14 protein-coding genes are annotated in these 20,358 nt (G+C 70.1%); 7 read left to right on the top strand and 7 right to left on the bottom strand.

Features of this window, described 5'->3' with window-relative positions:
• Positions 1-57: 57 nt before the first annotated feature.
• The 4 genes from xdhA (at position 58) to guaD (ending at position 6,435) form a co-directional block, all read left to right on the top strand.
• The gene (gene xdhA / locus P8934_RS08805) at positions 58-1,539 is read left to right on the top strand and encodes a xanthine dehydrogenase small subunit (RefSeq protein WP_278033850.1); all 1,482 of its coding nucleotides are present in this window, start codon (positions 58-60) and stop codon (positions 1,537-1,539) included.
• Positions 1,523-3,994 carry a xanthine dehydrogenase molybdopterin binding subunit gene (xdhB, locus tag P8934_RS08800; protein WP_278033849.1) on the top strand — a complete coding sequence of 824 codons (2,472 nt, stop codon included), beginning with the start codon at positions 1,523-1,525 and terminating at the stop codon, positions 3,992-3,994. The genes xdhA and xdhB overlap by 17 nt, the downstream gene beginning before the upstream one ends.
• Positions 3,991-4,869: a xanthine dehydrogenase accessory protein XdhC gene (gene xdhC / locus P8934_RS08795; protein WP_278033848.1), complete on the top strand. Its 879-nt coding sequence runs from the start codon at positions 3,991-3,993 to the stop codon at positions 4,867-4,869. The genes xdhB and xdhC overlap by 4 nt, the downstream gene beginning before the upstream one ends.
• 249 nt (positions 4,870-5,118) lie before the next feature.
• Positions 5,119-6,435, top strand: coding sequence for a guanine deaminase (gene guaD / locus P8934_RS08790; protein WP_278033847.1), 1,317 nt, complete (start codon positions 5,119-5,121; stop codon positions 6,433-6,435).
• 176 nt (positions 6,436-6,611) lie between these two features.
• Here guaD and P8934_RS08785 read toward each other — a convergent pair whose 3' ends face one another.
• The 7 genes from P8934_RS08785 to P8934_RS08755 all read right to left on the bottom strand — a co-directional run bounded on the left by P8934_RS08785 (position 6,612) and on the right by P8934_RS08755 (position 16,576).
• Positions 6,612-8,300 carry a diguanylate cyclase gene (locus tag P8934_RS08785; protein ID WP_278033846.1) on the bottom strand — a complete coding sequence of 563 codons (1,689 nt, stop codon included), beginning with the start codon at positions 8,298-8,300 and terminating at the stop codon, positions 6,612-6,614.
• Between the two features lie 161 nt (positions 8,301-8,461).
• Positions 8,462-9,457, bottom strand: coding sequence for an adenosine deaminase (locus P8934_RS08780; RefSeq protein ID WP_278033845.1), 996 nt, complete (start codon positions 9,455-9,457; stop codon positions 8,462-8,464).
• Positions 9,458-9,487: 30 nt separating this feature from the next.
• A complete protein-coding gene (gene cydC, locus P8934_RS08775; protein WP_278033844.1) occupies positions 9,488-11,218 on the bottom strand; it encodes a thiol reductant ABC exporter subunit CydC in 1,731 nt (576 codons plus the stop codon).
• The gene (gene cydD / locus P8934_RS08770; protein ID WP_278033843.1) at positions 11,205-12,905 is read right to left on the bottom strand and encodes a thiol reductant ABC exporter subunit CydD; all 1,701 of its coding nucleotides are present in this window, start codon (positions 12,903-12,905) and stop codon (positions 11,205-11,207) included. The genes cydC and cydD overlap by 14 nt, the downstream gene beginning before the upstream one ends.
• A 4-nt stretch (positions 12,906-12,909) precedes the next feature.
• A complete protein-coding gene (gene cydB / locus P8934_RS08765; protein WP_133634882.1) occupies positions 12,910-13,911 on the bottom strand; it encodes a cytochrome d ubiquinol oxidase subunit II in 1,002 nt (333 codons plus the stop codon).
• Between the two features lie 3 nt (positions 13,912-13,914).
• Positions 13,915-15,324, bottom strand: coding sequence for a cytochrome ubiquinol oxidase subunit I (locus P8934_RS08760; RefSeq protein WP_278033842.1), 1,410 nt, complete (start codon positions 15,322-15,324; stop codon positions 13,915-13,917).
• 268 nt (positions 15,325-15,592) lie between these two features.
• Positions 15,593-16,576: a calcium/sodium antiporter gene (locus tag P8934_RS08755; protein WP_278033841.1), complete on the bottom strand. Its 984-nt coding sequence runs from the start codon at positions 16,574-16,576 to the stop codon at positions 15,593-15,595.
• A 161-nt stretch (positions 16,577-16,737) separates the two neighbouring features.
• On the opposite strand from P8934_RS08755, the gene P8934_RS08750 reads away from it, so the two are divergent.
• Genes P8934_RS08750 through P8934_RS08740 form a run of 3 tightly spaced genes read left to right on the top strand, consistent with a single transcriptional unit; the run spans position 16,738 to position 20,311 of the window.
• Positions 16,738-18,036 carry a paraquat-inducible protein A gene (locus tag P8934_RS08750; protein ID WP_278033840.1) on the top strand — a complete coding sequence of 433 codons (1,299 nt, stop codon included), beginning with the start codon at positions 16,738-16,740 and terminating at the stop codon, positions 18,034-18,036.
• Positions 18,033-19,721, top strand: a complete 1,689-nt coding sequence (gene pqiB, locus P8934_RS08745; protein WP_278033839.1) for an intermembrane transport protein PqiB — start codon at positions 18,033-18,035, stop codon at positions 19,719-19,721. Before P8934_RS08750 ends, pqiB begins: the two co-directional genes overlap by 4 nt.
• Positions 19,718-20,311, top strand: coding sequence for an ABC-type transport auxiliary lipoprotein family protein (locus P8934_RS08740; protein ID WP_278033838.1), 594 nt, complete (start codon positions 19,718-19,720; stop codon positions 20,309-20,311). Before pqiB ends, P8934_RS08740 begins: the two co-directional genes overlap by 4 nt.
• The last annotated feature ends 47 nt before the right edge of the window (positions 20,312-20,358 follow it).

The raw sequence follows: 20,358 nt of genomic DNA, 5'->3' as shown, positions 1-20,358 counted from the left end.
CCCTGAACCCGGGCGCCTCGGCGCCAACGCTTACGCGCCAACAACAGAGACAAGGCGATGATCGACTTCCTGCTCAACGGGCAGCCCCGCCACTGCGCGGCCTCGCCCGATACCAGCGTGCTCGAGCTGCTGCGCGACTCGCTCGGCCAGACCGGCACCAAGGAGGGCTGCGCCTCCGGCGACTGCGGCGCCTGCACGGTGGCCATCGGTGAGGCCGGCCCCGACGGCACTGTCCGCTTCCACAGCGCCAACGCCTGCATCACCCCGGCCCATCAGCTCCAGGGACACGTGCTGGCCACCGTGGAGGGCCTGGCCCGGGGCGAGAGCCTCCATCCCGCCCAGGCGGCCATGGTCGAGTGCCACGGCAGCCAGTGCGGCTTCTGCACCCCGGGCATCGTGATGTCGCTGTTCACGCTCTATGAAGACCAGCACGAGGACGGTACTACGCCCCCGGCGCCGCTGACCCCACAGCGCCTGGAGGCAGCGCTGGGCGGCAACCTCTGCCGCTGCACCGGCTACCGGCCGATCCGCGACGCGGCACTCTCCATGGGCGACTACCCCCATGCGCGTCCGGCATGGCTGGAGCAGTGCACCGACGCCGCGGCAACGTCGCCCTCATCGCCCATCGAGCACCATGGCGATAGCGCCTTCGTCCAGCCGGAAAGTCTGGCGGAGCTGGTCGACGAGCGCACCCACCACCCCGAGGCACCCATCGTCGCCGGCGGCACCGACCTCTGGCTCGAGGTGACCCAGCGCCTTGCGCGCTTCGCACGGGTGGTGGACGTCACGCGCGTCACCGAGCTCAACGCCATCGAGGAGGTGACCCTGGAGGATGGCCGCGAGGGGTGGTGGATCGGCGGTGCCGTGACCTACTCGCGCCTGGAGCCGCTGCTGGCCGACCACTACCCGGCCTTTGCCCATCTGCTGCATCGCCTGGGCTCGGCCCAAGTGCGCAACCGCGGCACCCTGGGCGGCAACATCGCCAATGCCTCGCCGATCGGCGACACCCCGCCGGTGCTGCTGGCGCTGGGCTCCCGGCTGTGGCTGGCCGGCCCGGAGGGCGAGCGGGAACTGCCGCTCGACGACTTCTTCCTCGGCTACAAGAAGACCGCGCTCCGCGAGGGCGAGGTGATCCGGGCGACCTTCCTGCCCCGTCACGAGCCGAGCCGACACCTCAGGGTCTGGAAGCTGTCCAAGCGTCGAGAGGACGACATTTCCGCGGTGCTTGGCGCCTTCGGCTGGCGCCTGGAGGATGGCCTGCTGCGCGATGTCCGCCTGGCCTTCGGGGGCATGGCGGCGACGCCGAAACGGGCCACCGCGGCCGAGGCCGCCCTCGAGGGCCAGGCGCCCTCCGCCGCCGCCTTCCAGGCCGCCCGGCTGGCGCTGGCACAGGACTTCCAGCCGATGAGTGACGTGCGCGGTAGTGCCCACTATCGCCGGCTCTCCGCCGCCAACCTGCTCGAACGCCTGCGCCTGGTCATGGCACAGGAGACGACCGACTCTCCCCGGGAGGTGATGCTCCATGCGTACGCTCACTAAGCTGGACGCTCCGTCCAGGGCGACGAACGACCTCGATGACGCCACGACACGAGTGCGCGAGGAGCAGCAGGGTCGCATCAAGGGCGACGGCCCCCTCGCACGACAGGCGGACGCCCGCAAGACCGAGCCCGCCATCTCGCGTGGTGGTGCCGGCAGCGCTCGCGCCCACGAGAGCGCGGTCAAGCACGTCACCGGGCGCGCCGCCTATATCGACGATATCGCCGCCCCCGCCGATGCCCTCCACCTGGCCCTGGGACTCTCGCCGGTGGCCCATGGTCGCCTGACCCGCCTCGACCTCGAGGCAGTGCGCGCGCGGCCCGGCGTGGTGGACGTGGTCGCCTTTTCCGACGTGCCGGGGCACACCGATATCGGCCCGGTCTTCCCCGGCGACCCGATCTTCGTCGAGGACGAGATCAGCTATGCCGGCCAGGTGCTCTTCGCGGTGGCGGCCGAGACCCATCGCGCCGCCCGGGAAGCGGTCAAGGCGGCGATCGTGGAAGTCGACGAGCAGCCCGCCAGCCTCGACCCGGTGGGCGCCGCCGAGCGCGGCGAGGCCGTGCGCCCCACCCATGTCCAGCAGAGCGGCGACTGGCAGCGCTCGCTGGCGGACGCGGCCCATGTCATCGAGGGCGAGCAGTTCGTCGGTGGCCAGGAACACTTCTACCTGGAGGGGCAGGCCTGCCTGGTCCAACCCACCGAGGACGAGGGGGTGATCGTCCATACCTCCAACCAGCACCCCAGCGAGACCCAGAAGCTGGTTGCCGAGGTGCTGGGCATTCCCTTCCACGCGGTGACCGTGGAGGTGCGCCGCATGGGCGGCGGCTTCGGCGGCAAGGAGACCCAGGCCTCGCCCTGGGCCTGTATCGCCGCACTGGTGGCCCGGCGCACCGGGCGCACCACCCGCCTGCGCCTGCCCCGCGCCGAGGACATGCGCGTCACCGGCAAGCGCCACCCCTTCCACAACCGCTACCGGCTGGGCGTGGACGCGGCGGGCGTGATCCAGGGCGGCGAGCTGACCCTGATCGGCGACTGCGGCTACTCCCCGGACCTCTCGGACGCCATCGTCGACCGGGCCATGTTCCACGCCGACAACGCCTACTCCCTGGGCGAGGCGCGGGTCACCGGCCACCGGGCGCGCACCCACACCGCCTCCAACACCGCCTTCCGCGGCTTCGGCGGCCCCCAGGGCATGATGGTGATCGAGGCGGCGATGGATGACATCGCCAGACGCCTCGGCGAGGACCCACTGACGATCCGCAAGCGCAACCTCTATCGCCCCGGACGCGAGACCACCCACTACGGCCAGACCGTGGAGCAGGTCGCCCTGCTGCACCATGTCGTCGAGCGGCTCGAGGCGAGCAGCGACTACTGGGCACGCCGCGAGGCGATCACCGCATTCAACGCCGAGAGTCCCGTGATCCGGCGTGGCATGGCCCTGACCCCGGTGAAGTTCGGCATCTCCTTCACCGCCAAGCACCTCAACCAGGCCGGCGCCCTGCTGCACGTCTATACCGACGGCAGCGTGATGATCAATCACGGCGGCACCGAGATGGGCCAAGGCCTGCACACCAAGATCTGCCAGGTGGTGGCCCGCGAGCTCGCCCTCGACCTGGAGACGGTACGCATCACCGCCACCCGCACCGACAAGGTGCCCAACACCTCGCCCACTGCCGCCTCCAGCGGCGCCGACCTCAACGGCATGGCCGCCCGTGACGCCTGCCTCAGCCTCAAGGCGCGGCTGTTCGACTTCGCCAGCGAGCACTATGCCCTGGACCGCGAGGACATGCGCCTGGAGGCCGGTGCCCTGGTGGCCGGTACCGGCGAGAACGAGCGGCGCATCCCCTGGGGCGAGCTCGTCCAGGCCGCCTACCTCGGACGGGTGTCACTCTCGGAGAAGGGCTTCTACGCCACCCCGCTGATCCACTACGACCGCATGACCGGCCAGGGACGCCCCTTCTACTACTTCGCCCATGGCGCGGCCGTCGCCGAGGTCAGCGTCGACACCCTGACCGGCGAGTACCAGGTCGACCGGGTCGACATCCTGCATGACGTGGGCGACTCCCTGAACCCGGCCATCGACATCGGCCAGGTGGAGGGCGGCTTCATCCAGGGCATGGGCTGGCTGACCAGCGAGGAGCTCAGGTGGAACGACGGGGGCCAGCTGATCTCAGACGGCCCGGCCACCTACAAGATCCCCACCTACGGCGACCTGCCCCCGACCTTCAATGTCGAGCTGCTCCAGGGCCATCCCAACTCCATGGCCAGCATCTATCGCTCGAAGGCGGTTGGCGAGCCGCCCTTCATGCTCGGCATCTCGGTATGGGCGGCGCTGCGCGACGCCCTCTCGAGCCTCGCCGACTACCGCGAGGCACCGCGGCTCGACACCCCGGCCACGCCGGAGCGGGTCCTGCTGGCTGCCGAGGCGCTGCGCCACCGCGGGGAGTCGACGCCATGAGCACGCAGGCGGAGAGCTGGCACGCTGCGCTGCACCGGCTGCAGCGCGAGGGGGTGCCCCATGCCCTGGCCACCCAGGTGACCAGCGCCGGCTCAACGCCACGGGAGCCCGGGGCGCGCATGGTGATCACCGCCGATGCGGTCTACGACACCCTGGGCGGCGGCACCTTCGAGTGGCAGACCATCGCGGCGGCGCGCCAACGCCTGGCCGATGGCAGGGCGGGGATGAGCCTGGAAGCCTTCAGCCTGGGCGGGCGCAGCGGCCAGTGCTGCGGCGGCTTCGTCAACGTGCTGCTCGAGGTCTTTCCCGGCAGCACCACCACGCTGGCGGTCTTCGGCGCCGGCCATGTGGGCCGGGAGCTGGTGCGCCTGGCCGCGCCGCTGCCCTGGCGGGTGCGCTGGCACGACAGCCGGGTGGACGCCTTCCCGGACTGGGCGCCGGACCAGCCGCGCCTCGCCTGTCGCCATGCCCCCGACCCGGCCGAGGCCGTGGCCGCCCTGCCGCCCGGCGTCCACGCCCTGGTGCTGACCCACGACCACGCCGAGGACCGCGCCCTGGTGGATGCCCTGCTCGCCCGCGGCGACACGGCCTCGCTGGGCCTGATCGGCTCGAAGAGCAAGTGGGCCAGCTTCCGCCGCCGGCTGCACGAGGCCGGCCACGGCGAGCAGGCGCTCGCCGGCGTGCGCTGCCCCATCGGCACCGCGGCGGGCCCGAATCAGGGTGAAAAGCGGGGCGGCGACAAGACGCCCTATGCCATCGCCATCGCCGCCATCGCAGAGCTGCTGCCGCTGGTCGTGTCGCCCGAGCGAGGCGATCAGCGCGGCCTCGACCCGGCCAGGCTGCGCAGCATGCTCACCGATGAGCCCCACCAATAGGTAAAGTACCAGGGGCGCCGGGGAGAGGCCGAAGAGGAGGTCCTACGCCATGGGTGAGGAGGATTCCTCCGAACGGGCTGGCCATGGATGGCCAGCACCGGCCCTGCAAGCGAAGCAGGATGCGAGAGCGCAGCAGGGCGTCGGTAGCGTACAGGGAGGTATTCACAGCGCCTCCGGAAGGCCGGCCCCGCTCTCAGGCCTACCCCCGGGTCAGCCCCGGTGTGACGAATAACGATGAGCCCTGAAAAGATGACCAACAACGATTCGCGCGTGCTGCGCGGCGAACTGCTGAGCTTCGATGCCGACCCCGGCGAGGGCGATACGCCTGCCGAGGGCAGCATTTGCCACCACCCGGATGGTGCCCTGTGGATCGAGGACGGCCGCATCCGCGCGGTGGACGACTACACTACCCTGGCCCCCGAGCTCCCCGAGGGGATCGAGGTGATCGACCACCGCGGCAAGTTGATCTTGCCTGGCTTCATCGACAGCCACGTGCACTACGTGCAGCTGGAGATCATGGCCTCCTACGGTCGTCAGCTGCTCGACTGGCTGGGCGACTACACCTTCCCCGAGGAGTGTCGCTTCGCGGCACGCGAGCACGCCGACGCGCTGTCGGAGGCCTTCCTCGACGAGATGCTGAGGGTCGGGACCACCACCGCGCAGGTGTTCTGCTCGAGCCACCCGGTCTCCGTCGATGCCTTCTTCTCGGCCAGCCGCCGGCGCGGGCTGCGCATGCTGGCCGGCAAGGTGCTGATGGACCGCCATGCCCCGGACGCGCTCTGCGACGATACCCTCGGCGGCATCCGCGATACCGAGCGGCTGATCGGCGACTGGCACGGCAAGGGGCGACTGGGCTACAGCCTGACCCCGCGCTTCGCCCCCACCTCCAGCCGGGCCCAGATGGACGCCACCGGGGGCCTGATGCGCAACGACCCCAGCCTGTGGCTGCAGACCCACCTGGCCGAGAACACCGGCGAGCTGGACTGGGTGGCGGAACTCTTCCCCGACAGCCGCGACTACCTTGAGGTCTACGAGCAGTCGGGCCTGGTGGGCCCGCGCAGCACCTTCGCCCACGGCATCCACCTGGACCAGGCGATGCGCGGCCGGCTGGCGGAGCGGGGGGCGAACCTCGCCTTCTGCCCGAGCTCCAACCTCTTCCTCGGCAGCGGCCTCTTCGACCGCCTGGCGGCCCGCGAGATGGGCCTCAACATCACCTACGCCAGCGACGTGGGCGGCGGCACCGACCTTTCCGGCCTGGCCACGCTGAAGGCCGCCTACCAGGTGGGCCAGCTGCGCGGCCAGCCGCTCACCGCCTGGCAGGGCTTCTACGGGCTGACGCTGGGCAACGCCCGGTCGCTGTCGCTGGACGGCCACATCGGTCGCCTCGCCCCTGGCATGGAGGCCGACCTGGTGGTGCTCGACCCGGCTGCCACCCCGCTGCTGGCACGGCGCACGGCCCGCAGCCGTTCGCTTGCCGAGACACTTTTCGCGCTGATGATGCTGGGCGACGATCGCTGCGTGGCCGAAGCCTGGGCCGGCGGGCGCCTGGTGCACCGCAGGGCATGACCCGGAGAGGGCCTAGGAGCCTGTCGGGCTTGACCAATCGTAGCAAGAGATTCGGGTTTCGAGACAAGTTTATCGATCTGTTGAGGCGAATAGCGTGCTCTTTAACGAAACAGATCGAATGAAATTGGCCGAAAAACCGGATTTCGCAGTAGATTAGCGTTAAGTCCGATAGGCTCCTACACGGCCACCCGGGCCCGGTTGCGCCCCTCGGCCTTGGCCTGGTAGAGCGCCTCGTCGGCCCGCTTCAACAGGCTGTCGAGGTCCTCGCCGGGAATCGCCAGGCAGGCCCCCACGCTGATGGTGACCGCTGAGCCCTCCACCTCGATCGAGGCGACCGCCTGGCGCAGGCGCTCGGCCACCCGGGTCAGGGTCGGCTCGTCGCAGGGCGAGAGCAGCACCAGGAACTCGTCGCCTCCCCAGCGCGAGGCCCGATCGTAGGGACGCAGTCCATGCCGCAGCGCCTCGGCGACACGCACCAGGGCCTGATCTCCCGCGGCATGACCGAGACCATCGTTGAGCTCCTTGAAGCGGTCGAGATCCAGCCAGATCAGCCCGAAGTGACTCCCCTCCCGGGCCCCCCGCAGGATCTGCTCCTCCAGCCATTGCTGCATGCCGCGGCGGTTCATGAGGCCCGTCAGCACATCGCGGATGGCCACCGCCTCGAGCTCCTCGGTGCGCTCTCGGACCCGCTCCTCGAGATCCCGGGTATGGCGCTGGATGGCCTCGGCCATGGAATGGAAATGGCGCATCAGCCGGCCCATCTCACCCCGCCCCCGGGGCAGATCGGAGGGCGACATGTCCCCTTGCTTGACCCGCTGCATGGCGGCTTCCAGGGCCGCGATGGGCACCAGCAGCTGACGGCGCAGCGCCAGGTGGAAGACCAGCAGCGTGACCAGCAGGGTGAGCACGAACACCACCGCCACCGGCGTGAAACCGTCCAGCGGCATCAGCACCTCCAGGTCGAGCAGCGTCACCTCGAACCAGCCGAGAGCCGGCAGGAAGGCCACGCCGGCCAGGTGACGCTGGCCCTCCACGGTCACGAACTCGGTGCGCACGTTCGGCGACTGGTCCGGGGCCTCGCGCAGCTCGCGCATCATGCCGAACAGCGCCTCGGCGTCACGGGGCAGGTCCACCAGCAGGTCCAGGGTACGCTTCTGCCCCTCCGGCTTGACGAAACTGGCGTAGTCGATGAGGCGACGGTCGCGGTAGAGCTGGATGGCGCCGTTGTAGTCGACGAACAGGGTGGTGATGCCGGGCTGCTGGATATCCACGACCTCCTCCAGGAAGCCCTCGAGTTCCATGCCGGTGCCCACCACCCCCAGGATCTCGCCATCGGCGTCCCGCATCAGGACATCGATCCACAGCTTGGTGACGCCGAGCTCCACGTCCGGATTGACGTTGAGGTGGAAGTCCCGGCCCTCCTCGATCAGCCGAAAGAACCAGGCGTCGGCCGGCCGGTCCGCCCTCAGCCGGTAGCGAAGGCGCGCCTCGACATAGTCGTTGGCGGCATTGTTGTGGTAGTAGCCACCGCTGTCCCGGAGGGCGACGAAGTAGCTGTTGTCGCTGAAGTTGCGACGGAAGCTTTCCATCTCGGCGAAGGCCTGGGCCTCGAGCGCCGGGTCGTCGGGGTCTCGTGCCCAGCGCTGCAGCACGATGGAGTCGGCCATCTGGCGCGCCAGGGCAATTTCCCGCTCCAGGGGCTGCAGCAGGCGCCCGCCGTCGTACTGCACCTGGATGGCCGCGACGCGCTCGCCCCACTGCTCGATGATGCCCTCGGTGATGCGGTGGAATACGGTCCAGGCGGCCGCCGACGCCACGAGCACGAGGCAGGCAGCCAGCAGCAGGAAACGGGTCTTAAGGCTCAAGCACGGCTCTCCCCGAACGGCCCCGGTGACAGGATGAGAGCTTTCCTTTTACACGATCTTACAGGCTGTTGCACACCGGCCGCTCAACGCTGGAGTCCCCGCAGGCCCACGGGGCATCGCGTGCCGCCCGGCCCGGCCCAGGGCCACTCGCTGGCGGGAGGCTAGAGGCATGCCGCCAACTGGCGATGCAGGTCGAGGCGGCGCGTCTCGTCGATTAAGGCGGCCTCGATGGCGGTACCGGCCAGCTGGATGAAGACCTCCTGCGACCAGCCGAAGGCCTCGGCGCAGGCCTCGAAGTTGGCCAGCATGCCGCCACCGAAATAGGCCGGGTCGTCGGAGTTGAGGGTCAGGCGCAAGCCGGCATCGAGCAGCTGCGGCAGGGGGTGGTCGGCCATCCGCTCGACGACCCGCAGGCGCACATTGGAGAGCGGACAGACGGTGAGCACCACGCCCTCGTCGCGCAGCCGCACCACCAGTTCCGGGTCCTCCAGGCAGCGCACGCCATGGTCGATGCGACAGACATCCAGCAGGTCCAAGGCCTCGCGGATATAGGCGGGCGGCCCCTCCTCGCCGGCGTGGGCCACCCGGGGGATACCGAGCTGTCGCGCCCGTTCGAACACCTCGACGAATTTCGACGGCGGATTGCCCTGCTCGGCGCTGTCGAGCCCCACGGCGTCGAGCATCTCCCAGTAGGGGGCCGCGCTCTCCATCACCGCCATCGCCTCCTCGGCCGGCCGGTCGCGCAGGAACGCCATGATCAGTGCCGTCGACATGCCCAGCTCGCGCCGTGCGCGGCGTCGCGCCAGGGAGAGCCCCTCCATCACCACCGGCAGCTCGATGCCGCGCACCAGGTGGGCCTGGGGGTCGAAGTGCATCTCGACGTGCACCACCCCCTCGGCGCTGGCCCGGCGAAAGTAGTCCATGGCCAGGTCATGGAAGTCCTCGGCGGTGCGCAGCACGCTCATGCCCCGGTAGTAGAGGTCGAGAAAGGACTGAAGATCGGAGAAGTCATAGGCCGCCCGGACCTCCTCCACGGAGGCATAGGGCAGGCTGACGCCGTTGCGCTCGGCCAGGGCAAACATCAGCTCGGGCTCAAGCGAGCCCTCGATGTGCAGGTGGAGTTCGGCCTTGGGCAGGCGCCTGAGGAAATCACGCATGGCACACCTCATCCGGGGGAGTCGTGGGTCTCATCCTGAAACATCCTGACCAGTCGTGCAAAGTCCGTCGCGCAGGGTCAGGCAGCGGTCGATGGCGGGCGGGTCGACGGCCTCGCCGAGCTGGTGCACCAGGTAGATGACGGTGCGCCCGGCCAGCCAGGCGTCGAGGCGGGTGGCGAGTCGTGCCGCGGTCCCGGCGTCGAGCCCGGCGAAGGGTTCGTCCAGCACCACCAGGTCCGGCTCTCGCAGCAGCAGCCGGGCCAGGGCGACGCGCCGGGCCTGGCCGCCGGAGAGCCGTCGGCCGCCCTCCCCCACCCGGGTATCGAGGCCTTGCGGCAGGGCCCCGGCCCAGTCGGCGAGTTCCACCATCGCCAACACCCGCCACAGCCGGGCCTCGCCCGCCCCGGGGTCGCCCAGGCGCAGGTTGGCGGCCAGGGTATCGTCGAACAGGTCCGTCTGCTGGGTCAGCAGGGCCACTCGGGAGCTCAATGCCCCCGCCGGCCACGACTCCAGCACCACGCCACCCAGCCGCACCTCGCCCGCCTCGGGGCTGAGCTGTCGCGTCAGCAGCCCGGCCAGGCTGGACTTGCCGGCCCCCGACGCCCCGCACAGGGCCAGCCGCTCGCCGGGCTTCAGGGCGAGGCCGACCTCGGCCAGGGCCGGCACCAGGGCATCCGCATGGGTCAGGGTGACATCCGTGAGGGCTACCGACAGCGCCCCCGACGGCAGGCGTGCCGGCGATTCCACCGTGGCCACGCGACCCTGCTGCGCTTCCAGCGCATTGAGCCGCTCGGCGGCGCCCCGCGTGGCCCCCAGCCAGGTGAAGGCGGCTGGCAGCGGGGCCAGCGCCTCGCTGATGGCCAGCACCGCCAGCGGCATCATCACCGTCAGCGGCCCGGAGAGCAGCCCGGCGCTCCAGGCCTCGGCCGCGAGCCAGAGGGCCAGGAGCATCGCCAGCCCCACCACCAGCGATGCCAGCGCGTTGCCCAGCGCCACCCGCTCTCCCAGGCGACGCTGATCCCGGTAGAGTCGCACCTCGATGGCGGCCAGCCGTGCGCGGTGGTCCGCCAGGCTACCATAGGCCTCCAGCTCCGCCAGGCCCTGCACCTGCTCGATGAGTCGCCCCCTGAGCCGCTCCAGGTCGTCGACCTGGCGACGGCTGGCAGCCATGCCCAGGCGGGCCTGGCCCGCCGTCAGCCAGAGCCAGCCCAGCATCAACAGCGCCCCGGTCGCCGCGCCGACCCGCGGCGACCACAGCGCCAGGAATCCGGCCAGGCCGAGGATCGCCAGCAGCGCCACCACCGCCGGCGCCAGCAGGCGCAGGTAGAGGCTGTCCAGGGTATCGATATCCGCCGTCAGGCGGTTGAGCCAGTCGCTGGCACGCCGTCGCGACAGGGCGTGGGCGTCGAGGCCGGACAGCACGGCGAACAGCCGTGAACGCAGGTCGGCGAGCAGTCGCAGCACGGTATCGTGGTTGTAGAGGCGTTCCACGTAGCGCGACACCGTGCGGGTCACCGCGAAGAAGCGGATCCCGCCCCCGGGCACATACACCTCCAGCGTCGCGGCGATGCCCGCCGCCACGAGCAGGCCGGTCACCGCCGTCGCCGTGATGAACCACCCCGAGAGGGCCAGCAGGCCGATGGCCGAGCCCAGGGTCAGCCCCATCAGCAGGGCGCCCAGGATCAGCCGGCGGCGACGCTGCCCGAGCAGGGAAAGCCAGGGGCGCAGGACCCGCCAGAGCGAGGCATCAGGCGGAGGCATCGTCGGGCTCCTCCTGGGGGGTGGCCTGGGCCTCGAGCGACAGCCGCCGCCTCGCCAGCGCCATCAGGGCGGGATGATGGGTCGCGATGACGAGTGTTCGCCCCTCCTCGGCCAGCCCCTGCAGCGCCTCGATGAGATGGCCCTCGGTCTCGGCGTCGAGGCTGGCCGTGGGTTCGTCGAGCAGCACCAGCGACGCCCGGGACAGGAAGGCCCTGGCCAGGGCCAGCCGCTGCGCCTGGCCCCCGGAGAGACCGACGCCGCGCTCGCCGAGGCGTGTCTCCAGCCCCAGAGGCAGCATTGCCAGCAATTCGCCGAGGCCCGCCCGGGCCAGCGCCCCGCGCATCTCCGCCTCGCCGGCGTCGGGGGCCGCCAGGCGCAGGTTATCCGCCAGGCTGCCCTGGATCAGCAGCGGGCGCTGGTCCATCCAGGCCAGGCGGAGCCCCTCGACCCTGCGAATACTGCCGCTGGCGGGCGCGACGAAGCCGGCCAGCAGCTGCAGGAGGCTTGACTTGCCGACGCCCGACGGCCCGGTGACGGCTACCACGTCGCCCGCGGCCAGCGTCAGGTCGACGGGTCCCAGCACACGGCCTCGCCCGGGATAGTCGACGCTGGCGGCCTCGAGCTCGACCAGCACATCCCGGGAGGGCACCGGGACGGCCTTGCCCGGCAGGCGCCCGGCATCGGGGGCCTCGTTGAGCAGGGCCACCAGTCCCTCGGCGGCCCCCAGTGCCGCCGCCCGGTCATGGTAGTGCTGGGAGAGGCTGCGTAGCGGCTGGAAGAATTCCGGTGCCAGCAGCAGCACCAGCAGGCCGCTGAACAGGGTCAGCTCCTCTGCGGGGCCATACTCGATGTAGCCCAGCAGGCCAAACCCGACGTAGATCGCCACCACGGCGATCGCCACCGAGGCGAAGAACTCCAGCACCGCGGAGGAGAGAAACGCCAGGCGCAGGGTACGCATGCTGCGTTGCCGATAGTCATCGGCGGCGGCATGCACCTCGCGGGTGGCCTGGGCCGTGCGACCGAACAGCTGGAGCGTGGTGATGCCCCGCACGCGGTCGATGAAGTGGCCCGAGAGGCGCGCCACGGCGGCAAACTGCTCCCGGTTGAGCCGCTCAGCCCCCATCCCGACCAGGGCCATGAACAGCGGGATCAGCGGCGCCGAGGCCAGCAGGAAGATGGCCGCCAGCCAGTCCAGCCATAGCGCCGCCAGCAGGACCGCCAGCGGCAACAGCACCGCCAGCCAGAGCTGCGGCTGGAACCGGGCGAAGTAGCCGTCCAGGGCCTCCACCTGCTCCACCAGCTGGCTGGCAAGCGATGCACTGTGCCGCGAGGTCAGCCTTACCGGACCCAGTCGCGCCAGGTGATCGAGCAGTGCACGCCGCGCGCGCTGGCGGATCCGCAGGCTCGCCGCCTGGGCCAGGGTTTCCTGCAGGTAGAGTGCCAGGGCACGCAGCGCCAGCATGGCGAGCAACCCCGCCAGCAGCGGCACGAGCTCGCCAGGTGACGCCCCGTCGACGACCAGGCGGCTGATGAACCGGGCCAGCAACACCAGCTGGGCGATGGTCAGCAGGCCCGCCGCGGTCCCTGCCAGGACGGCGAGACGCAGCCGCCGGCGTTCGCCGGCGGCCAGGTCCTTCAGGTAGCGGCGCGCGGTCAGCTCGCCCGAGGCCGCGTCGTTCGCGCCCATCGGCTCAGTGGTACCCCTCGCCGGGGCGCACCTTGCCGCGGAACACCCAGTAGGTCCAGGCGGTATAGGCCAGCACGATGGGGATCACGAAGAGGACCCCGATCAGCAGGAAGAGCTGGGAGCCCGGATCCGAGGCGGCATCCCAGATCGTGTAGTCGGGCGGCACGATCACCGGCCACTTGCTCACCACCAGCCCCAGGTAGGTGAAGAGGAACAGGCCCAGGGTGGCGATGAAGGGTTGTCCCTCCCGGCGCTGGCTGACGGCACGCCACAGCAGCGCCGCACAGGCCAGCGCCAGCACCGGGAAGACCCAGATCAGGTGCAGGTGGCCGAACCAGCGCTCGCGGACCCCGGCATCGACGAACGGGGTCCAGACGCTGATGATCGCGAACACCGCCAGTACCGCCAGCAGCAGGCGCGGCGCCAGCCGGTAGGCCCAGGCCTGGACCGCCCCTTCGGTCTTCATGATCAGCCAGGTGGCGCCGAGCAGGGCATAGCCGGCCATCAGCCCCAGGCCGGTGAGCACGCTGAAGGGCGTCAGCCAGTCCAGCGGCCCCCCCACGTAGACGAAGTCCTCCACGGCGAAGCCCTGGATATAGGCGCCCACCACCACGCCCTGGGCGAAGGAGGCCACGGCGGAGCCCCAGCAGAAGGCGCGGTTCCACCAGCGACGGTTGCGGTGCGACTTGAAGCGGAACTCGAAGGCGATGCCGCGGAAGATCAGGCCGGCGAGCATCAGGAAGACCCCGATGTAGAGCGCCGGCAGGAACACCGAGTAGACCAGCGGGAAGGCCCCCAGCAGGCCCGCCCCGCCGAGCACCAGCCAGGTCTCGTTGCCGTCCCACACCGGCGCCACCGAGTTCATCATGACATCACGCGATTCTTCGTCGGGCGCGAAGGGAAAGAGGATCCCCACGCCCAGGTCGAAGCCATCCATCAGCACGTACATGATCACCCCGAAGCCGATGATCAGGGCCCAGATCAGGGTCAGGTCGAACGCTTCCATGATTCAGCTCCTTCCCGGTTGGCGAGAGGCGTCTTCGAAGGGCACATGGGCGGCCGACAGCGGGCGCTTGGGCCGTTCCACCTCGTGGTCATGGGGCGCTTCGGGCAGCATGCCCTGGCGTACCACCCGGGTCAGGTAGTAGACGCCGGCCCAGAACACCACCGCGTACACGGCGATGTAGCCGACCAGGGTAAACAGCGCCATGCCGCCGGTGAGCGATGGCGTCAGCCCCTCTGCATGGGTCATCATGCCGTAGACCAGCCAGGGTGCCCGGCCGGTCTCGGTGACGAACCAGCCCGCCAGCACCGCGATGAAGGGCGTCACCGTCATCACCCGCATCAGTTGCAGGAAGCCGCGATGCTCGTAGACCCGTCCGCCGCGGCGCAACCAGAGTCCCGCCAGTGAGACGGCGATCATGACCAGGCCGATGCCGACCATCACCCGGAAGGACCAGAACACCAGCCACACCGGCGGCTGCTCCTCGGGCGGCACCTCGCTGATGCCGGGCACCTCGCCGTCGGCATGGTGGGTCAGGATCAAGCTGGCGAGGCTCGGGATGCCGACCTCGAAACGGTTCTGCTGGGCCTCCTGGTCGGGCCAGGCGAAGAGCAGCAGCGGCACATGGGAACCGCGCTCCCAGTTCCCCTCCATGGCCGCGACCTTGGTCGGCTGGTGCTCGAGGGTATTGAGGCCGTGGAAGTCGCCCAGCACGGCCTGAGCCGGCGTGAGGACCAGCAGCAGCCACAGGCACATGGAGAGCGCCTTGCGGTTGGCCTCGACGTCGCGCCGGATGAGCAGGTACCAGGCGCTGACCCCAGCCACCACGAAGCCGCCGGTCAGGAAGGAGGCCAGCACCATGTGCCAGAAGCGGTACCAGAAGGAGGGGTTGAAGATCGCCTCGCTCCAGGAGGTGACGTGGAAGCGGCCGTCGATCAGCTCGACGCCGGCGGGGGTCTGCATCCAGCTGTTGGCCGAGAGGATCCAGAACGAGGAGATGAAGGTCCCGGTGGCCACCATGATGGCGGCAAAGAGATGGACGCCCTGGGGCACCTTGCCACGCCCGAAGAGCAGCACCCCGAGGAACGCCGCCTCGAGGAAGAAGGCGGTGACCACCTCATAGCTGAGGACCGGCCCGAGGAAGTTCGATGCCGCCTGGGAGAAGTTGCTCCAGTTGGTACCGAACTGAAAGGACATGACGATGCCCGACACCACCCCCATGCCGAACACCACGGCAAAGACCTTGGTCCAGAACAGCGCGAGGCGGTCCCATGCCGGGTTCTCGGTCTTGAAGAAGAGCCCGTTGAGCAGGGCGATATAGGATGCCAGGCCGATGGTGAACACCGGGAAGATGGCGTGGAAGGCGACCACGAAGGCGAACTGCAGTCGCGACAGCAGCAGGGGATCCAGTTCCATGAAGCACTCCTCGTTCCTGCGATTCATGAGTACGAGATGCGTCAGGCACTGGACGTGCTCTTGTGCGTGGGGCCTCGAGGACCCTGCCGCATTCTGGTCTGATCAGGGAACAACGTAGCGCATTCTACTTACGTGCGTGGCGAACAGCCGATAATAACAAAATAGAATAAACTAATTCCCTGATCACGTGCCTATCATACGCCTACGACCCACGCGCGGGGAGGTTGTTCGGATCACCTGACTGTGTCGCGTTGTCGCAGCCGGGCGCTCAGGTCGAGCTACCGACGATCACCATGCTGACCATATAGGCGGTGTAGCCGAGGAACATGGCCAGCAGGGCGGCGCCCTCCACCCGGTTGATGCGGCCCTCGCGGCCGCGCCAGCCCATGGCGAAGACCGCCATCATGACCGTCATCGCCATCATCAGGCTCCAGTCACGCAGCAGCACCTCGCGACCGGCCTCGATGGGCGCGATCACCCCGGCCAGGCCCACCACGCCCAGGGTATTGAAGAGGTTGGAGCCCACCACGTTGCCCAGCACCAGGTCGTGCTCGCGGCGGCGCAGCGCACTGATCGACGAGGCGAGCTCCGGCAGCGAGGTGCCCACCGCCACCACGGTCAGGCCGATCACCAGGTCGCTGACGCCAAACCCCTCGGCGATGGCCACCGCGCCCCAGACCAGGATGCGCGAGCTGACCACCAGCAGCACCAGCCCGACACCCGTCCAGACGAGCCCGGCCTTCAGCGACATCGGGTGCACCGCCAGGCTCTCCTCGGTGTCGCTGGAGAGGGCATCGCTGCCGTCGCGCAGCGCAAGATAAATGGAGACGCCGATGAAGGCGGCCAGCAGCGCCAGCAGCAGGATGGCCTCGAGGCGGCCGATCACGCCACCCCACAGCAGCAGGGCGGAGAGCAGGGTGACGCCGCCCAGCACCGGCAGCTCGCGACGCACCACCCCGGAGTGCACTGCCAGCGGCGAGATCAGCGCCACCAGGCCCAGGATCAGACCGATGTTGGCGATATTGGAGCCGTATGCGTTGCCCAGCGCCAGGCCGGGGTTGCCCTGCGCGGCCGCCAGGGCGGAGACCACCAGTTCCGGTGCCGAGGTACCGAAGCCGATCACCAGCATGCCGATCAGCAGCGGCGACAGCCCCAGCCGGGCGGAGGTCGCCGCCGCCCCGTCGACGAAGCGCTCGGCGCTCCACACCAGCAGGACAAGGCCTGCCAATACCGCCACGGCGGGAAGTAACATGTCGTCTCCTCGGGAACATTCAGGCCCGCATGTTTGTATATGGTGTCCCCCTCGTCAACGTGCCACACTGACTTTTCTGATCTTGTCGTCATGAGGAGACCCCATCGCGGTGCCCAGGCTCGCCTTTCGCGCCCCCCCCCCTGCCCCGGGGAGAACCGCTGGTGGACCGCTCGCCACCGGAGACGCGCACCTCGCGGCGACGGCTGCGGGCCTGTCACGAGTGCGACTGGCTGGTGGCGCTGCCACCGCTGCACGCCGGCGAGAAGGCCGAGTGTCCGCGCTGCGGCCATACCCTGGCCAGCCGCCATCACCGACCGGCCCAGCGCAGCATGGCCCTGGCCCTGGCCGCCCTGGTGGCGCTGGTGCTGGCGGTCTCCTTTCCCTTCGTCAGCTTCAGCGTCGGGGGCATCGGCAACCGCATCGAGCTCTCCCAGACGGCCACCACCCTGATCGGCTTCGACCAGCCGCTGGTGGCCATCGCCGTGCTGCTGACCATCGCCGTGCTGCCTGCCGTCTACCTCGCCGGGGTGGTCTGGCTGCAGCTCGGCCTGCTACGCCAGGCCCCGCTGCTGGCCAGCCGCAGTATCGCCCGGTCGCTTTCCCACCTGCACCCCTGGATGATGGCCGACGTCTTCATCGTCGGCGCCCTGGTGAGCCTGATCAAGATCGCCGGCATGGCCGAGATCGAGCTGGGCATCTCCTTCTGGGCCTTCTGCGTCTTTGCCCTGCTGCTGCTGGCCACCACCCAGTCGCTGGATGCCGACTGGCTATGGTTCTCGCTTTCCGGCGAGCCCCTCGCCCCGGAGGGCGCGCGCACCGGTGAACCCGCCGCCCCCCAGGGCCTGGCCGGCTGCGCCACCTGCGGGCTGGTCAACCGCCTGGACGGCGACGGCCACGGTCGCTGCCGACGCTGCGGCGAGGGCCTGCATGCGCGCCTGCCCCACAGCCTGCAGCGCACCTGGGCCCTGCTGGCCGCCGCCACGGTGATGTACCTGCCGGCCAACCTCTACCCGATCATGACCACCACCAGCCTGGGGCACTCCTCGCCCTCCACCATCATCGGCGGGGTTGTGGAGCTGATCCAGATGGGCTCCTGGCCGGTGGCGCTGGTGATCTTCGTGGCCAGCGTGATCGTGCCGGTGGGCAAGCTCGTGGCACTCGCCTGGCTGTGCCTGGTGGTCCGGCGCAGCGATGAACTCAATGCCGCGACCCGCACCCACCTCTACCGCCTCACCGAGTTCATCGGCCGCTGGTCGATGGTCGATGTCTTCGTGGTGGCGATCCTCGTGGCGCTGATCCGCGCCGGGGCGCTGATGTCGATCACCCCGGGCCCTGCCGCCCTGGCCTTCGGCGCCGTGGTGATCAGCACCATGCTCGCCGCCATGACCTTCGACCCGAGACTGCTCTGGGACGCGCCCCTGCCGCGTGAGTCCCGCCCCGCACAAGGAAGCCCGCGATGACCGAGCCCCCCGAGACGCCCGACCGGGACAGCCACCGCGCCCATGCCACGCCCCAGGCCCGGCTCTCGCCGATCTGGATCGTGCCCCTCGTGGCGATCCTGATCGGCGCCTGGCTGGTCTACGACAACTACCGCAGTCGCGGCCCGCAGATCACCCTGATGATGGACAGCGCCGAGGGCATCGAGGCGGGCAGCACCCTGATCAAGACCCGCAACGTCGAGGTCGGACGGGTCGAGCGGGTCCACCTCTCGGATGACCTCTCCCGGGCGGTCATCACCGCCCGCATGAGCCCCGACACCGATGCCATGCTGGTCGAGGACAGCCGCTTCTGGGTGGTCAAGCCACGCATCGGTCGCGAGGGCATCAGCGGCCTGGGCACGGTGCTCTCCGGCGCCTACATCCAGCTCGAGCCGGGCCAGAGCGAGATCGACGCGCGTGAGTTCGAGGTCAGCGACCAGCCGCCGGTCTCGCCGGCCGGGGCGGAGGGGTTGCGCATCAACCTGGTCAGCCAGCTGGGCAACTCGCTGAACGTCGGCGACCCGGTCACCTACCAGGGCCTCATCGTCGGCCGGGTCGAGGAGGCCAGCTTCGATGCCGCGACCCGGCGCATGCACCACCGCATCTTCATCGAGAGCCCCTACCACGACCTGGTGACCGACAGCACCCGCTTCTGGTCGGCCAGCGGGTTCGACCTGCGCCTGGACTCCGAGGGCTTCCGGGTCAATATCGACTCCCTGGAGACACTGCTCGGCGGCGGCGTCACCTTCGGCGTGCCGGAGGACCTGCCCCGCGGCATGGCCGTGGAGGCCGACGCCACCTTCACCCTTCACCCCGACGAGGAGAGCGCCCGACAGGGGACCTTCAATCGCTACCTGGAGTACGTGCTGCTGGTGGAGGACACCGTGCGCGGCCTCTCGCGAGGTGCCCCGGTGGAGTTTCGTGGCGTGCGGATCGGCACGGTGGCGGCGGTGCCCTGGAACTTCACCGCCCCCCAGCCGGACTCCCGCGCCAACTTCGCCATCCCGGTGCTGATCCGCATCGAGCCCCAGCGCCTGGGCATCGACTCCCAGGAGCTCGATCTCGAGGAGTGGCGCACGCGCCTCGAGCGCCTCTTCGGGCTGGGACTCAAGGCCTCGCTGAAGAGCGGCAGCCTTATCACCGGCGCGCTGTTCGTCGACCTCAACTTCCAGCGCGACCAGGCCGGCGACTATGTCGCGGAGACCTTCGCCGAGCGCAGCGTCTTCCCCACCACCTCGAGCGGCTTCGCCCAGATCGAGGCCCAGGTGACCGCACTGCTCGACAAGCTCAACGGCCTGGAGCTCGAACCGCTGCTGGAGGGGCTGGACCGCAACCTGGCGACCTCCGAGGCCATGCTCGTCGAGGTCCGCGAACTCACCGCCAGCGTGCGCACCCTGGTCGACGACCCTGGCACCCGGGCGCTCCCCGGCAACCTCAACCAGACCCTGGAGGAGCTGCGCGCCACCCTCGAGGGGGTCTCGCCGGATTCCGCCGCCTACGGCGACTTCACCGGGACCCTGCAGCAGCTCGAACGGCTGCTGCGCGACCTGCAGCCCACGGCGCGCACCCTGCGCGACAACCCCCGCGCCCTGCTCTTCGACAGCCTGGACGGCGAGGACCCGCTGCCCAGGGCACCGCAACGCCAACCCCGAGGGAGCAGCCCATGACGTCCATCAAGGCCCTGATCGCCGTCGGCCTCGCCCTGTGGCTGGCCGGCTGTGCCGCCAGCGGGCCCGCGCCGAGCCGCTACACCCTGCCCGCGGACGCCGGCGGTGACCCGCCACGCATCGCCGGGGCAGACGCCACGCACCGGCTGGTCGTTGGCCCGCCCCGGCTGGCCCGTTTCCTCGACGTCGACGGCCTGGTGCTGCAGCTCGATGACATCACCCTCAACGAGGCCAACCATCACCAGTGGGCGGAGCCCCTCGGCATGCAGCTCGAGCGCGGTCTGCGCACTCGCCTGGCCGTGCGCCTGCCGGACACCCGGGTCATGCAGGCCGATGCCGACAGCCGCCGCGGCGCGGCCCCCACCCTGCGCCTGGAGGTGGACCGCTTCCATGGCCGCTTCGACGGCCAGGCCGTGGCCGGGGGCCAGTGGCAGCTGCGCGACGGCGGGGGCGAACTGCTGGCCATGGCTCCCTTCGCGGTGGAGGTGGCACTGGCCGAGGACGGCTACCCCGCCCTGGTGCGTGCCCTGGGTCGCGGCTGGGACCGGGTGGCCGACGAGATCGCCGCGGAAATCAAACGGCTGCGCTGAACCGCGCACTGTGGCATACTACCGCCACGCGGCGATCGCTGGTCCCT

The organism is Halomonas sp. CKK8, assembly GCF_029625235.1.
Taxonomy (GTDB): Bacteria; Pseudomonadota; Gammaproteobacteria; order Pseudomonadales; family Halomonadaceae; genus Halomonas; species Halomonas ventosae.
The sequence above is the reverse complement of the archived record's forward strand: the minus strand, read 5'-3'. Positions and strand labels throughout refer to the sequence as shown.